We start from the raw sequence: 16,019 nt of genomic DNA on the forward strand, positions 1-16,019 counted from the left end.
TGATTACTTCTTAGTTCCGTTCAGTGTTTCTAACCCAAGTACCAGGGCTTGGGTACCGAGTTTTCCGTGACCCTGGGCTTGTACCGCTTCATATAACTGCTTGACCAAAGCTAGTCCTGGTAAGGCCAAATGCATACGGTTGGCTTCGGCTAAAGCAATACCCATGTCTTTAATAAAATGCTCTACGTAAAAACCTGGGTCAAAATTTCGGTTTACTACTCGAGGAGCCAAATTGTCTAATGTCCAGCAAGCAGCAGCTCCACCACTGATGGATTGCAGCATTGTTGGCAGATCTAGTCCCGCACGGTGAGCATACAGTAAACACTCGCATACACCAATCATGGTACCTGCAATGGTAATCTGGTTGCACATTTTGGTATGCTGCCCCGAACCGGCTTGGCCTTGGTATACAATGTTCTTTCCCATAATCTCAAACAGAGGCATCACTGCTTCTACCGCTTCTTGGTCGCCACCTATCATAATAGATAACTTCCCGTTTTTTGCCCCTACGTCTCCGCCCGATACGGGAGCATCAATTGTTGACACTTGTTGCTGTTGTCCGGCTCGATAAATCTCTTGGGCTAAGCTAGGTTCGGTGGTAGTCATGTCTACCAAAATACTTCCTTCTTTCGCTCCGGCTAGCACTCCATTTTTGCCTAAATACACTTCTCGTACATCTTGAGGAAAACCGACGATGGTAAATACTACGTCAGATTGTTCGGCGACTGCCTTTGGCGTATCAGCCCAAACAGCGCCTTTATTGAGGGCTACTTCCGCCTTTTCTTGCGTACGGTTGTAGACGATGCAGGAGTAGCCTGCTGCTTGCAAACGGTTCACCATGGCGGCTCCCATCACCCCGGTTCCAATCCAGCCAATCTTTGTATCTTGCGTTATTTTTTTCATTTTATGAATGGTTAGTGGTTTTAGCAGCGATTGGTTTTAGATTCCAGTCTCCCTTTGCCCTTATCTTATATCTCTCATCTCGTATTTCTCATTTCAGCTAGCTTCTCAGCGAGACGTTGCGCGGCTCTCACATCGTAGTCGCGGCTGCTTTCATCTTGGGGAATTAGTTGTTGCACCGTTTTCAACGAGGGTAGTGCGTCTTCATCTATGGTTTCTAGTACATTGAGAGCTTGTACTCGGGCCATCATATTATCATCAGCAAGAGCATTGCCAAGTGCATTAACCGCAGCTTGCTTCTCACCCAGGTGGTACAAGGCTTCAGCAGCAGCAATTTGCACGCTTACTTCGCTATCCTCTAATAGTTTTTGTAACTGAGGTTGAGCATCAGTAGCATGTTGAGCTAAAATACGGCAACCGGTAGCCGCCCAGTAGCGAATAATCGGATTCTCACTTTCTAATTGGCTAATTAGGTCAGAGACGTACTGAGGGTCACGTTGGGTGGCCATTTCAGCTACTGCTATAATATCTTCTAAAGGATAAGCATCCGAATGAGTGAATTCGTACAGCGTGGTTGATGAGTCTTCGGTAATGTTAAGCATCATCGCTTCTGGTAAGAAGCCAACATCCCGAACATCAAGTAGCCATTGCCGGTTGGCATTTTTCAGTTCGGTAAGCTTTTCTTGGTGCTCTGGATCATCAGCCAAGTTATTGATATTATGGGGGTCAGCTACTACATCGTACAATTCTTCGGCAGGCTTTTCTTCAAAGAAAGCCGATTGAACTTCGTTTAACTGACCAGCAAGGTAGGCTTCTTCCCAGGAGCGCATAGAGGGCGCTCGCCACAGATATTCAATATACTGAGCGTAGATTTTATGAGGCATGTAGTTACGGACGTAGCGAAACTGCTTATCCCTTACGGAGCGGACCATATCAAACCGCTCGTCCATACGCCCGCGAAAGTTGTAAACATAGGGTTGAGGTTCGGTCGATTGTTCCCCCAGAAAAGCATTTCCTTGCATATAATCGGGAACTGTAACACCCACTAAAGAAAGAAGCGTAGGAGCAAAATCAACAAAACTTACCAAACGGTCGCTGATGCTGCCAGGTTCTCCAGAAGCAAGGTGCTGATAAGCCTTAGGAAAGCGAATAATGAGGGGAATGTGTAATCCTGATTCGTAGATGAATCGCTTGCTACGTCCTATTACCCCACCGTGATCGCTGTAGTAAAAAACGATGGTGCTGTCGGCCAAACCTGATTCTTCTAACGCTTGTAATACTTCACCCACTTTGGCATCCATTTGCTGCACCCGATCGTAGTACTGTGCCCAATCGTGCTCCATCTCCGGGGTGCGCGGGTGGTAAGGTGGAATAGGAACTGTCTTGGGGTCGTGAAGTAGCGAGTCATTCGGAATGAAGGAGTGAACCGAACTTTCGTGGGAGGTAGTAAAGTTGAAAATAGCAAAAAAAGGCTGCCCAGGGCTCCGATTCTGATACGTAGCTTCTCGGCTGGATTCATCCCATACTTCGGGCTGATCGGTAGTGTTGTAGTCTTTCTTTACGTTATTGGTGCAGTAGTATCCTGCCTCCTTCAAATAAGCCGGATAGAATCTTACAAAATCTGGAATGGCGTAGGTACTTCGCATATGCTGGGTTCCCAAGGAGTTGGGGTACATTCCGGTAATGAGTGCGTTGCGGGAGGGAGCGCAGACTGGGGCGGCGGAGAATGCCTGCGTATAACGTACTCCCTCCGTTGCCAAACGGTCAATGTTGGGCGTAGTGGCAAAGGTGTCGCCGTAGGCACCAATAAATGGGCTATTGTCTTCACTAGTGATCCAAAGAATGTTGGGGGGGCGCTCGGTGGTAGTAGGTTCGGGAGACGAACAGCTTATGCCGAGAAATAATAGTGCAATAGCAAGTACGGTAAAACTGCTCCTGTTTACAGTATCAGCAAACGGTTGAAATGTTAATCTTAACATAATATGGGTTTAGCGAGTGCTTAGAAAATATGGGTTAGTTTTGTAGTATACTTTTTCGACGATTCAGGAAGAAATTTTTTAGCGTAAGACTTGCTGTACCTAGCAGGTCTTCTTTTTCTGGGTCAACTCGGTATTGCTCGGGCTACAGCGTTTTTCATCTTGCTCAGCCCAGTTTTGGCCACAGTCAGCGCATCTTGCTGCCAGTAGTCTTCATTGAATAGCTCTAAAGAAAGAATTTTGCCAGACCCGGTCTTGTGCAAATCTTGTAATACCTCTGTTACCGGAGCTACTCCGTCGCCCGGATACACGCGGTGGCTGTCATTAAGCTGCTCTCGACTAGGCTGTGCCGGATAGTCGTTGATATGAAATATTTCAATAGCCGAACCGCTGAGTAGTTTCAGACCATTAAATTCGGAGCCACCTTTGTATAAATGATAGATGTCGGGCAGTATTCGGGCTTTTGGGTGCTGACTTTCTACGGCTACAAACATGCTCTGTCCTAACCGGTGTAAGTTAGCAGAAAATCCCCACACCTCGAGCTGCGGAATAACTCCCTGCGATTCTCCCAGTTCTAAAATGGCTCGGTATCGCTCTGCTGCTTTCATCAAATCCAGACCTGGCTCCTTGGTAGCTCCCATCGGTGGGGCGGCAATACGTGAGCAACCCAGTTGAGCTAGCGTATCCATTTCTCGTTTGAGTTGCTCCACGGCTTGCTGTCGAACCGAATTGTCATCTACAATCCACTGAACGAAGCCAATAGCATTGGCTACTGAGAGTCCTAAGTCATCAATGCGCTTGCGTAAGTCTGAAAGCGAGCCGCCCTGCTCAACGTACTTTTGCAATCCATTCATCCAAACCTCAACGGCATCGTAGCCCGCTTCCGAAGTAACCTCCAGCTCTCTAACAATTCCTAGTTCCTGTCCTCGGAGGGTACTCACGTTAAGGCAGTAGAGAAAGTCTGGCGGAGCTGAAGTGGGGTTTGAGAAAGAAGAAAGAGGATTAGTGGCCAGTGCTGATGAGGTGGTGAATAATCCGGCAAGTGCGTTCCGACGGGAACAAACTGCATCAAGCATAAAAAGAGAGTTAGGTGTTTATGGCTAAGCTAACTATCTTTATGCTTTACCGCAAATTTTACCGCACGGGAATACGCTAATAGCCTAAAACTGGGCAGTATTGGGTTCTTTAACGAAGAGTAGAAGTTTCGAGAAGGGGTACAATGGGCAGTGTAAAGTAGAAGGTAGTGCCTTCGTCTTTCTTGCTTTCTACCCAGATTTTCCCACCATTACGCCGAACAAATTCATTACACAGCACCAGACCTAAGCCGGTGCCTTTTTCCTGGTCGGTGCCTTTAGTAGAATATCCCGCTCGCTGAAATAGCTGCTGAACTGAGCTTTCAGCCATGCCAACCCCAGTATCAGATACGGCTACGATAGTTACGTTCTCCTTGTGCTGAGCTGAGATTCGTACAATGCCGCCCGAATTTGTAAATTTAATGGCATTCCACAGCAGGTTTCGTACTACTAACTGAATCATATCGGGATCGGCATGAACCTGACTGCCTCGTTCTATATTATTTTCAATTCGAATACTCTTCTGACTGGCTATTTGCGAGACAAGCCCCACTGTTTCTTCAACTTCAGGGCGGAGAGTGAAATTGATTTTATTGATTTTTAATCCGTTCATTTGGGTTCTTGCCCAGTTGAGTAGATTGTCGAGCAAGCTAATGCTATTGTTAACTTTGCGGGAAAGCTGGGGTAACATGCTTTTTAGCTCTTCAGGGCTGAGTACATCAAGGTATAGCAAGTTAAGCACCCCCTGGATAGTATTGAGTGGACTACGAAAATCGTGGGCGATGATGGAAAACATTTTATCTTTTACCAAATTCATCTCCTCTAGTTCCTGCTGCTGATTGGCGATTTTTGTATGCTGGACTTTAGACCGCTGATGGAGTTCTTTCAGTATTTTATTTTTTTGCTCTATCTCTTTGTTTTTTGCTTTCAGATGCTCGTTGGCTAATCGCATTCTCTGGTGGCGAATCAGCATAGCCACAGTTAGGAATAGTAAAACTGCCATGCCTAGCAGTGTACTGTACAGTACTGTATTACTAGAAATATTTAACAAAGGATTGTTCTTTACCCTGTGAAGAAGAGCCTTCGGTTGATAAAGTAAGGTTCGGGTGTTTAATTCACTTTCCACAAAACTGACAAAGTGTTGACCACTCACTTTCTGGGTGCCAGCAAGTGAAAAAGCACAGAGAAATATCAAGAAGATATATGTTCTTCTTTTCATGGGACTCTAAGACAGTGTGGGCAATAATCGTAAGTAAAAATCGAGGAAGGGTTATGAATTTCCAACTTATCCATTGGAACCCTCTATCACTGGCATGTAAGCTTTTGCTAAAGCTTGGTTGAAAACACGCTATTTTATACCTTCATAACTGGGAGTAATAGTGCTGGGTAATGCAGAGAGTTTGAATTTTGCTATCATTTTTGGCTTTCTCCTGATTTATGAACGGAGTAAGTTTTTGGCAAAAACTGTTCTACTAAGGCTGCAAACAAATTTCAATTTAAGCTGATTATACGATCATAGTAAGAAGAAAATTAATTTATATAAATTTTAGATATTACTATTAAATACAAAAAAAATATATAATTATATACGTAAATGAATTATTGCAAACATATATCGCCCAATGTGATATGAAGGATTGGCAGCAATAGGTTGTTTGTGTAACATATTAAAGCTAACGTACTACAGATTATCCGAAGTTTGAGAAATATAAAAAGGGCTCTCAGGAAGTAGAAAGCCCTTTGTAATAAAAATGAGTTTCAAAAAGGAATACCCTGGCTATTTTTTACGATTTATTTTGTAAGACTCTGCCAATTTTACTGCCTCAAAAGCATTTACCACCCCACCTGTTGAGGATAGGTTACTAAAATTGATTTGTTTGTCCGATTTCCCGGGGCAGTTCACTTTTAAGCCATCTAGTTTCACCACTGAGGATAAGATAATTTCTTTCACTTGGGTAGCATCAAGATCGGGATAGTACGACATAAGTAGGGCTGCGATTCCGGCAGTGACCGGAGCGGCCATGCTAGTTCCACTCAAACTTTCGTACCCTTGGTTAGGGGTGGTAGAAAATACATCTACCCCAGGGGCAAATACATCAACCGACCGCTTACCGTAATTAGAGAAGGTAGCTACAAAGTCTTCTTGCCCTTTCCAGGAAGAGGCACCCACCTCAATCCAGTTGCTAGCTGGTTTTTTATTTTCGTAAATTTTTGAAGGAAAGTTATCGGTCTCGTCAATGTTTTCGCTACTATTCCCAGCAGCGTGAATAATTAGCACGCCTTTTTCTTCGGCGTAGCGCACCGCCTCATCTACAATAGACTTGTTAGGGGAGAAAGACTTGCCGAAGCTCATATTAATGATTTGAGCACCATTATCTACCGCATAATAAATGGCGTTAGCCACATCTTTGTCGCGCTCATCGCCGTTGGGTACCGCCCGAATGGCCATAATCTCTACATGGTCGGCAATACCTTTGGTACCTAAGTTGTTATGACGATCAGCCGCAATAATACCCGCTACGTGCGTGCCGTGGCGTGAGTCGGGACCAGTAACATCATTGTTACCGTAGAATTTCTCTGAAATATCTTCATAATTATCACCAACAATGGTTCGAGGGTTATACTCCAGATTGTAGCCATAATCCACCGCTTGACGATAGTGTTCTATTCCTTCTTCTAATAAAGATTCATCGAGACCATTCTCAAAGGCGTATTCCATAAACCCTTTGGCCATTAATACAATCTCATCAGAAGATTCCATGTTTCTAACATCTTGCGCGGTGAGCGAATCCACGTCGAGGTACGCCTCCATCAGTTTCTGAGAGCGAGTAAAGTTCTTATGAAAGTACGTGAAGGCTTGGTATTCTTGCTGAGCTTCAGCCTGTTTAGTCTCGTACTGTTGTTCAATCTTCTCAAAATAGGCTCGTTCTTTCTTAGGAAGATCGTCTGGGTTGATGTTTTGGTATTTTTCTTTGAGACGGGCGTATTCCCGGGTTAATTCGTAGGTATCATAATTTACGTGGTCGCCCTCCGACCCGCCAATAAAGTTCCAGCCGTAAACATCGTCTACGTAGCCGTTCTGATCATCATCTATCCCATTTCCGGCTACTTCATCCTGATTGATCCATAGCTTTCCCTGCAAATCTTCGTGTTCAATATCCACTCCTGAATCAATAACGGCTACTGTCACTTTCTCGCCCTTTCGGTCGGCTAAAATTTGATAAGTTTTTTCAGTACTCACTCCCTGAACCTGATTGGTCAGCGGGTCAAGGTTGTACCAATTGTCCGGAGCTCGGTTAAGAGAATCAGTAAACGGATCAATGGCTGATGATATGCTAATTTGAGCAAAAATTCCAATAGCAAGTGTCAGGATTTTCAATTTCATAAATGTAAGTTTTTTACAATCTTTAAAGATAAGCAAAAATATTCACAAAATAACATTATTTATTGCAATAATATCAACCAAAACCCAATAGAGTAGCGAACTTGATGTTGTTACAATAACCAAGTAAAGCCGAAGTAAAGTTTGGTACAAATAGAGTTTTTTAGCGAGAGCAAAAGAGAAGGCTGGTATTATGAGTTAGCAAAGGCTACAGAAAGTTTGTATCTTTCGGGTTAGTAAAAAGATAGCAACGTAACCACTATCGGCTATGAGAACACTATTACTGGCGTGTTTGGGAACCATGATCTACCAAGTGAATTTGGCTCAATTGGTTCCGACTACTATGTTTACCCTGCTTCCTCCTGATGAAACCGGTATTGAATTCCGTAATGACATAGAAGATACTAGAGAGCGTAGTATTTTAATCTATTCTAACTACTACGGTGGAGGTGGAGTAGGAATAGGAGATATTAACAGTGATGGGCTACCCGATATTTTCTTGGCCGGAAATTTAGTGGGTGATCGCCTTTATCTCAATCAAGGTAATTTAAAGTTTGAAGATATAACCCAGCAAGCAGGTATACAGAATAATGGAGGTTGGTCTTCGGGAGTTGTATTGGGTGATGTAAACCAAGATGGTTATCTGGATATTTACGTAACGCGTGAGCTATACGATCATCAGCCCGAGCTACGAAAAAATAAACTTTACATTAATACTTTAGGCAAAACGGGTAAGGTCGGATTTGAAGAAGCATCGGCCGAGTACGGAGTAGATAATAGTGAACGAACCCGTCACGCTACATTTTTAGACTACGACCAAGATGGCGATTTTGATCTTTTTCTGCTGAATCAACCGCCTAATCCTGGCGATTATTCATCTTTCTACGGAACCGAGTTGTTGCAAGATAAATACAGCCCTCGCCTGCTACAAAACCAGGGTGGTCAGTTTGCTGATGTAACCGAAGCCGCCGGATTGCTTAGACCCGGGTTTGCCAACAGTGTGTCGGCTAGCGATTTGAACGGCGACGGCTGGACAGACCTTTACGTTAGTAATGATTTTGAGGCACCGGATTTCATCTACTTTAATAATGGCGATGGTACTTTCTCAGAGGGTGCTCAAGATGTAACGCGTCACACTTCTTTTTACAGCATGGGAGTGGATGCGGGCGATATTAATAACGATGGACTGCTAGATGTAGTTGTAGCCGATATGGTAGCTGAAGATAACTATCGGCTTAAGGCGAACATGAGTGGTATGAATCCTGCCGCTTTTTGGCAAGTGGTTGAAGATGGCGGTCATTATCAATATATGTTCAATACTTTGCAGTTAAACACCGCATTGCCTGGAAATACTGAGCTTGAGGGGCAAAGCACCACAACAAACGGAGGGTATCTTCGGGATATTGCCCAGCTAGCAGGAGTAGCGTCTACCGATTGGAGTTGGTCTACGCTATTTGCCGACTTGGATAACGATGGTTGGAAAGACCTGCATATTACCAACGGTTTGCTGCGGGATATTCGCAATAGCGATGCCTCCAAAAAATTTGCCAAGTACATTGAATCGGCTATCAGTGCTTACTTAGCCAAGAACCCTAATCCGGAAGGAATTTCTATCTGGGATATTGCCGATATTAATGAAGCCTTGGCCTTAACGCCTTCGGTACCGCTAATGAACTACGCCTACCACAATAAGGGCAACCAAGAGGATGCCTTACCAACTTTCGAGAAGGTGAGCGAAGCGTGGGGCTTAGATCAGGAGACCTTTTCTAGCGGGTCAGCGTACGCGGATCTGGATAATGACGGTGATCTTGATCTAGTAATTAACAATGTGAATGCGGTAGCAATGGTGTACCGCAATAACGCTCAAGAGGTACTGGATAATCATTATCTGCGGGTGAATCTGGTAGCGGACGATCCGGCAGTAACCAACTTGGGAGTAAAAATATGGGCTGAAACTGGTGGGGATACACAGTTTTTCGAGACTACCAGTGTGCGCGGTATGTACTCTACCAGTGAATCTATTGTTCATATTGGGTTAGGCCGTCAGGCGAGTGTAGATAAGTTACGAATACGTTGGCCCAATGGGCGTGAACAGCTGCTGGAAGAAGTACTTGCTGACCAAACCATTCAGGTGCGCTACGCCAATGCCCGTGCAGTCGACCAGCCGCTCTCTTACAATCAGGGAGTAAGTCAGCCGCTTTTTACCAATGTAACCAGTGAGCAGTCGCCCGCCATTCAACATGAAGAAAATAATTTTGATGACTTTGAGAAGCAAGTTTTACTTCCCCACCGCATGTCAGATTTGGGGCCAGCTTTAGCTACCGGAGATGTGAACGGCGATGGGCAGGATGATTTCTATCTGGGGGGAGCTGCCGGACAACCGGGTCAGTTGTTTCTCCAGCAAGAGGACGGAACATTTATCGCTGCTTCGCAAGAAGCTTGGCAGATAAATACTGCTAGTGAAGATATGGGTAGTGTCTTTTTTGATGCCGACGGTGACGGCGATGAGGATTTATACGTAGTAAGCGGAGGAAATGAATTTGCTCCTCAATCGGCTAAGTACCAAGATCGGCTTTATTTGAACGACGGTAACGGAGCATTTGCTTTGGCAGCAGATGCTTTGCCTACTCTGCGGAATAGTGGCTCAAAAGTATACCCTGAAGATATTGATCAAGACGGTGATTTAGATTTATTTGTAGCGGGGAGGCACATTCCCTGGAGTTACCCTGAGCCCGCCAGTAGCACGCTGCTGCTTAACGAAGGGGGCAAATTTACTGATGTTAGCGATCAGCTTTGCCCTGATTTAAAGAACATCGGTATGGTGAATGATGCTGTCTGGGTAGATTTTTCTGGTGATGGCCGACAAGACTTGGTGTTGGCAGGGGAGTGGATGCCGATCACGCTACTACAAAACGATGGAAATACTTTTACGAACGTTACGGCCAACTACGAGCTAGAGGGCAGTACCGGGTGGTGGTTTAGTGTAGCTGCTGCTGATATGGACGGTGATGGCGACCAGGACGTGATAGCTGGAAACCTGGGGATGAATTATAAGTACCAAGCTAGCGATGAAGAACCCTTCGAGGTGTTTTACTACGACTTCGATGAAAACGGTTCTAAAGATGTGGTGCTAGCCTATTATAATTTCGGTATTCAGTACCCACTGCGAGGTCGTTCCTGCTCTTCTCAGCAAGTGCCGATGATTAAGGACAAATTTAAATCGTATGATTTGTTTGCCTCGGCCGATTTAGTAGATGTCTATGAAGAAAATGCTTTAGAAGAATCTTTGAACTATCGAGCCAACACGTTTGCTTCGGTGTACCTGGAAAATACTGGAAACGGCACCTTTAAGCAACATGTTTTACCGGCTGAAGCGCAGTTTTCATCAGTTAACGATATTCTCATTGCTGACTATAATCAAGATCAAAATCTGGATATTCTACTAGCGGGTAATCTGTACGGATCGGAGATAGAAACCACGCGTAATGATGCAGGAGTAGGGCTAGTGTTGTTAGGCGATGGACAAGGCAAATTCCAAACGCTTACTCCGGCTGCAAGTGGCTTCTTTGTGCCTTCTGATGTAAAAGATATGGCCGTTGTTCAGAGCACACGGGGGAAGCAGGTGCTGGTAGGAAGCAACAATAGCCAAGTACAAATTTTCCGGTTAGATGCTCAGAAAGTGCCCTGATTATTTTTCGCGAGGCATGATGTGCAAAATAATCCTTTGATAGCGACTCAGGCTAGGTGTACCACTATCGGTTACTTGTAAAATGATATGGGTAGTCTGAGGTGTGGTTAATTTCGCCTTAGCCGGGATTTTAACTTGCAGCTTCGCCTGATCGGTGTTCTCCAACTCAATAAACCCTAGCCAAGATTGCTCCCAGTAGCTCCCCGCTTCGGGATAATGAATCCACTGGTAACGCAATGCATCCCCGTCAGGGTCTGAACTAGCCGAAGCATCTAGGGTAATTTCTTCACCAACAGCAATTGCGATTTCTTTTTCGTTAGAAACAACTGCCCGAGGAGGATGATTAGCCTCCTCATAAGACTGAATACACCAATCCATACGAGCTGCAAAATCATGTTGAAAGGCTTCGCGCCAGCGCCAGATAGTTGCGTGATTGCTAATGTAAATTCGCCCATCATTACCTACTACTTCATCTTGGGCATCCGTCCATATTGGCCGAGTCTCCGGCTGGGCTTCTTCTCGATTTTGGTAAGGTTTAAATCGCGGCTGGTATAATTCGTAACGACCACCCCAGCCGCCGTAGTCGGGACGTTCCGGTACGTTTAAACCATTATCAATTAACGACAGAAAGCTAGGCGTGTCTCCCTCCATAGCGTACTCAATTTCAGGGTACTGCTTGCCTAACGGCCCGTGTTCATTTATGATATGCTCACGTAGCCAGGGGTTCTTAACCAAGGTAGTATCAGCACCAGACGCAAACTTACGGTGGGGCTCGCCTGAGATACCCGCCCAAGTAGCGTGTCGGTAATTTTCTCCTGGGCTCACAATGTAAAACAGATCAGGAAACTCTTTACGAATCCAGGGAGCCGAATCATCCTGATCAGAAATAGTGTGTACCCGTATTTTTTCAATAAAGCGGGCTAGCTCGGTAGGGGTACGGGTCTTTTGCACTTTCCATAGCGATTGTGCCAGCACATTGGCTCCACCCCATACGGTTATCCACACTGGCCGATCATCTTCTTTATCCACTACTTCTATCAACCAGTCAGAGCCTTCAGAGTCCATGCCAGCTCCCACTCCGCGCATACCGTAGCGGGCAATTCCTTTTTTAGTCACTGCATGAAAATGCTCTTCCGGAGGAAAGCCTGATGCATGCCGTAGTAAATTTGTGCGTACTTTTCCGTAGGCTTCAACAATTTCCCGAATGCGCCATTCAGCCGTGGTATCGCGCAAGTGGGTTGAGGTAGTGGCAATAAGTGCTTCGGTGTCAAAATGGTTGCTGTATACCAAAAAGCGGACGAGCGACTGGGCGTCATCTGGTTCGTTCTCAATGTCAGTAAGCACCACCACTCGGGCCCTTTCTTGGGAAAGAGCGGAGTGGGTAATGATTAAAAAAAGTGCAAGAAAGATGGAGGTGGCTATTTTCACGATAGGTTGGGTTGGAAAATAGTAATATAGTTAGTTTTGCTAAAAAATAGCAATCAGCTTCAGCAAGTGTCTTCACAGACAAACAAGCGACTCACTTTGGGATATTAGTAAATTCTACTTGGCTACTTCCGGAGAACAGAGTCAGCCAGCAATGGCTATACCTAAAAGGTAATAGGGCGAACTACTGACTAATGATTGGTTGAGGGGAAGAAGCAGTTGATGTCTCAGCGGTAGTTTGATAATACTTGGGTAGGTGCTGGTGGAGGTGAATATCCAGCAATTCCTGATTTGTCTCTTGAATAGCCTCAGTGTCTACCGGAGACAAATAAGCAAACCAAAGGGCTAGTTGAAAGAGCAAGTAGATACCTATGACGAAATTCCCAATACGCCAGTACGTAGTCACGACGAATACTTCTTTTAATGTAGTGTATCAATATTAATAAAAATAATCTTATAATACTAAAAAAACTTTGCAATACTATACACGCCAATGAAGATAATAACCAGCGAGCTAGTCCAGAAGGCTACATCGTACACCAATGTGGGAGTAAGAGCTTTTGGTAGCCGATGGTAGCGAAAGTGATACGCTGCAAAAACAATGATTAGCAATAGGATGGAGGTGACAAACCCTCCAATCAGAATCATGAGTACAGGTAATTGAATGAAGAGAAACAGCAGCGTCCAGACCAGAGGAAATACCCAGGCTAATACCGCAATGCTGCGCTTCCGAACCTGAGGATCGTAAAAATTGATCCAGCCCATCTGACCAAAACAGTCAGAAAATATGCGAGTCCAACTAGCCAGAGCAGCAAACAATGTAGAAAATAGCACAACTAACGCTCCCAATAGAAATACTGACTTTGCCCCTGGCCCCAGTGTTTCGGTGTAAATCCGAGAAAGAGCTTCTACCATCTGGTAGCCTTCCGGAATATCTCCACTTTGGTGCAGAATAGCGGCACCCAATAGGTAAAAAACGGCAGTTACCACCGTATACACAACCATAGAAAGCAGCGCATCCCAGTACATTACCCGAATCCAGCCATTCGCTCTTCGTAACCAAGCGACTTCATCTTCTGAGTGAGAACTACCCGATCGTGAGCCGTTCGGGTGCGGACCAACAAAGCGGGCGTAGCCTTTCTCAATACACCAATAGTTGTAGTACATGATTTCGTCACCACCCACTCCGGTAATTCCAAAAGCACCTAAAGTTATTACTACGGCACTAGCTGGAAGCTGAAACTGAAGACCGGATAGCACATCTTCCCAGGATAAAGCGTAGGAGGTATATTGTAAAAAAAATAGTGAAGCAAAAGTGAGCAGCGTAAACAGCCCAATCATCACAATGGCAAATTTCTCAATAAACTGATAATATCCCTGAAAGATGAGTAGTGCCGCTAGAGTGGCTGCTAGAAATGCCCAAACAGTAGTATTTACCGCCGGAAAAGCAATATTCAGGGTAAGGGCGACGCCACCCACAATTCCGCCCACTTGCAGTAGCTTAAAAAGCTGAATAAACAGCCAAGTCCAGAGAGTCCAGTTAGTTCCTCGCAACCGAGGGCCGGGTAAGCGATTGAAGGCCGTCATCACCGTTTCACCCGAGTAAATAGCGTGCTTACCAAATTCCAGTTGAAGCGTTACTTTCACCAAGCAGCTCAAAATGATGACCCAAAAGGTAACAAATCCGGCTCGAGCTCCTAAGGTAGTGGTAGCGATCAATTCTCCCGAACCCACAATGGCAGCTGATAGAATGAAGCCAGGGCCGAGCTTTTTCAGGGTTCCGCCAAAAGTATTCGGAGGCTCCTGAATAGCTTCTGGCTCAAGTACGTAGGGATTGTTGGTAGTAGTAGCGATAATCTAATATTAGGGAGGCCGGAAACTGGAAGCCGGAGACCAAAAAAATACGGTTTCCAGACTCCGGTCTCCCGTCTCCGTTTTTATTGATGTTGTTCTCGAAGTAGGTCGTTTACAGTTTTTACGGGGTTAAAGGTGATGATCGGTACTTCAACAAAAAGCGTGTTCCAGTCGGCCATGCTGCCGTTCCATAAGCCGGGTAGCTCCTGAGCCTTCAATTCTCTTCCATCTTTTGATTTTTTAGAAACAAATCCGGCTTGAGCATTCACGTAGCGGGTAAGATCAAACTTTTCCCCTCGATGATTTTTCATAGAACAGACAATATCCACCGGGTTGAAGTGGGTAGCATTTTCCCAGACCGACTGTTGCTTCGGATCATTCATATTGATTTGAGCACTTTCTACAATTTGCAGCGAAGTCGATCCATTAGGGTTCACTGCCCAGAATGGTCCACCGCCGGGCTCTCCCTCATTTTTCACCATACCGCATACTCGGATTGGACGATTAAGAGCTTCCTCAACGAATGCCACTTTTTGGGCACCGTCCATGGAGCTAAATACCTGGGCGGGTAGCACACACAACTGGTCTTCCACAAACTCCCGCATCTCCTCCAGTTTGACCTCCAAGATTTCTTCGGATTCATCTATCAAATGAAGGTACTCAAAGATTTTTTGCTGATAGCTCAATAACACTCCGCCAAGCAACTTTTTATTTTGAAAGGTTGCTTCCTTTAGACGATCCGGTACTACATTATCAATATTCTTGATGAAAACGAGATCGGCATCTAAGTCATTTAAGTTCTCAATCAGAGCGCCGTGTCCTCCGGGGCGGAACAGAATCTCTCCGTTTTCTTCCCGAAAGGGTTCGTTGTTCATGTCTACCGCTAAGGTATCGGTAGAAGGTTTCTGCTCGGAGAACGTAACGTAGTAATGCACTCCAAAGTGCTGTTCAAAATGACCTTTTACCAGAGCAATGTGCTCTTCAAATGCTTGACGGTGCTCAGGAGATACCGTGAGGTGCAGATAGACATTGTTATTCTGATCGCGGGCGTAATGGGCACCTTCTACCAGATGTTCTTCTACCGGGGTGCGGGAGGTAGTGCCGTATTTATGAAACTTTAGTAGCCCTTTGGGTAAGCTACCGTAGTTGAGACCATCTTCGTTTAACAGACTATCCAGTACTTCTACGTAACGACGCTGTAATATTGCCTCGTTTAAACCCATTCCTTTTTGCTGATGTACGTGGCTTAGATCGTCGTAGAAGGCAAAGTCATGAATCTGCTTAAAAAACTCAAACACTTTTCGTTGTCCAGGATCGCTTATTAGCTGATCGTACTCCGCATCGCTGCCGGAGTAGTCTTGTTGAAACTGAAACAGGTGTTTGAACATGCGGCTGGCCGCCCCGGAGGCCGGTACAAATTTAACGATCTTTTGCGTGGCGGCTGCACGGTCGTAACTCTTCGCGTATTCTGACGAAAGGTCGTCGCTAAACTTGAGGATGCCGTCATTAATGGTAGCAGCTTTTACAATTTCTAGGTCAGGAAACCCCTCTCGAAAATTTTGGATTTGTTGTTCAGCTACCTCAGTCTGAGTGCCTCGTTGTTTGAATTGGGCTCTATCTTGTTCCGTAAACATAAAAAATCTGGTTAGTTGTGCATTCTACAAAAATAAACCTACCGACACAAAGTACTACGGTAGGGCACTAAAAGTACTAACAATTAG

General features: G+C 45.1%; 10 protein-coding genes. 1 reads left to right on the forward strand and 9 read right to left on the reverse strand.

Annotated elements, in window-relative coordinates; genetic code table 11:
- Positions 1–3: 3 nt before the first annotated feature.
- The 5 genes from P0M28_RS25565 to P0M28_RS25585 all read right to left on the reverse strand — a co-directional run bounded on the left by P0M28_RS25565 (position 4) and on the right by P0M28_RS25585 (position 7,334).
- Positions 4–903 carry an NAD(P)-dependent oxidoreductase gene (locus tag P0M28_RS25565; protein WP_302206226.1) on the reverse strand — a complete coding sequence of 300 codons (900 nt, stop codon included), beginning with the start codon at positions 901–903 and terminating at the stop codon, positions 4–6.
- Between the two features lie 74 nt (positions 904–977).
- Positions 978–2,879, reverse strand: a complete 1,902-nt coding sequence (locus P0M28_RS25570) for a sulfatase-like hydrolase/transferase (RefSeq protein ID WP_302206227.1) — start codon at positions 2,877–2,879, stop codon at positions 978–980.
- 122 nt (positions 2,880–3,001) lie between these two features.
- Positions 3,002–3,952, reverse strand: coding sequence for a sugar phosphate isomerase/epimerase family protein (locus P0M28_RS25575; RefSeq protein WP_302206229.1), 951 nt, complete (start codon positions 3,950–3,952; stop codon positions 3,002–3,004).
- 109 nt (positions 3,953–4,061) lie between these two features.
- Positions 4,062–5,168 carry a sensor histidine kinase gene (locus P0M28_RS25580; protein ID WP_302206231.1) on the reverse strand — a complete coding sequence of 369 codons (1,107 nt, stop codon included), beginning with the start codon at positions 5,166–5,168 and terminating at the stop codon, positions 4,062–4,064.
- Between the two features lie 558 nt (positions 5,169–5,726).
- Complete coding sequence (locus tag P0M28_RS25585) at positions 5,727–7,334, reverse strand: S8 family peptidase (protein WP_302206232.1); 1,608 nt, start codon at positions 7,332–7,334, stop codon at positions 5,727–5,729.
- A 265-nt stretch (positions 7,335–7,599) separates the two neighbouring features.
- Between P0M28_RS25585 and P0M28_RS25590 the strand changes: the two genes are divergently transcribed.
- A complete protein-coding gene (locus tag P0M28_RS25590) occupies positions 7,600–11,019 on the forward strand; it encodes a VCBS repeat-containing protein (protein ID WP_302206234.1) in 3,420 nt (1,139 codons plus the stop codon).
- On the opposite strand, the gene P0M28_RS25595 is transcribed toward P0M28_RS25590, so the two are convergent.
- From P0M28_RS25595 to P0M28_RS25610, 4 genes are all read right to left on the reverse strand, one after another.
- Positions 11,020–12,447, reverse strand: a complete 1,428-nt coding sequence (locus P0M28_RS25595; protein WP_302206235.1) for a nucleoside hydrolase-like domain-containing protein — start codon at positions 12,445–12,447, stop codon at positions 11,020–11,022. It abuts the gene before it with no gap.
- Between the two features lie 181 nt (positions 12,448–12,628).
- A complete protein-coding gene (locus P0M28_RS25600; RefSeq protein WP_302206237.1) occupies positions 12,629–12,850 on the reverse strand; it encodes a hypothetical protein in 222 nt (73 codons plus the stop codon).
- 56 nt (positions 12,851–12,906) lie between these two features.
- Positions 12,907–14,301, reverse strand: coding sequence for an Nramp family divalent metal transporter (locus P0M28_RS25605; RefSeq protein ID WP_302210940.1), 1,395 nt, complete (start codon positions 14,299–14,301; stop codon positions 12,907–12,909).
- An 80-nt stretch (positions 14,302–14,381) separates the two neighbouring features.
- Positions 14,382–15,932, reverse strand: a complete 1,551-nt coding sequence (locus P0M28_RS25610) for a DUF4301 family protein (protein ID WP_302206238.1) — start codon at positions 15,930–15,932, stop codon at positions 14,382–14,384.
- Positions 15,933–16,019 lie beyond the last annotated feature (87 nt).

The organism is Tunicatimonas pelagia, from assembly GCF_030506325.1.
Classification (GTDB): Bacteria; Bacteroidota; Bacteroidia; order Cytophagales; family Cyclobacteriaceae; genus Tunicatimonas; species Tunicatimonas pelagia.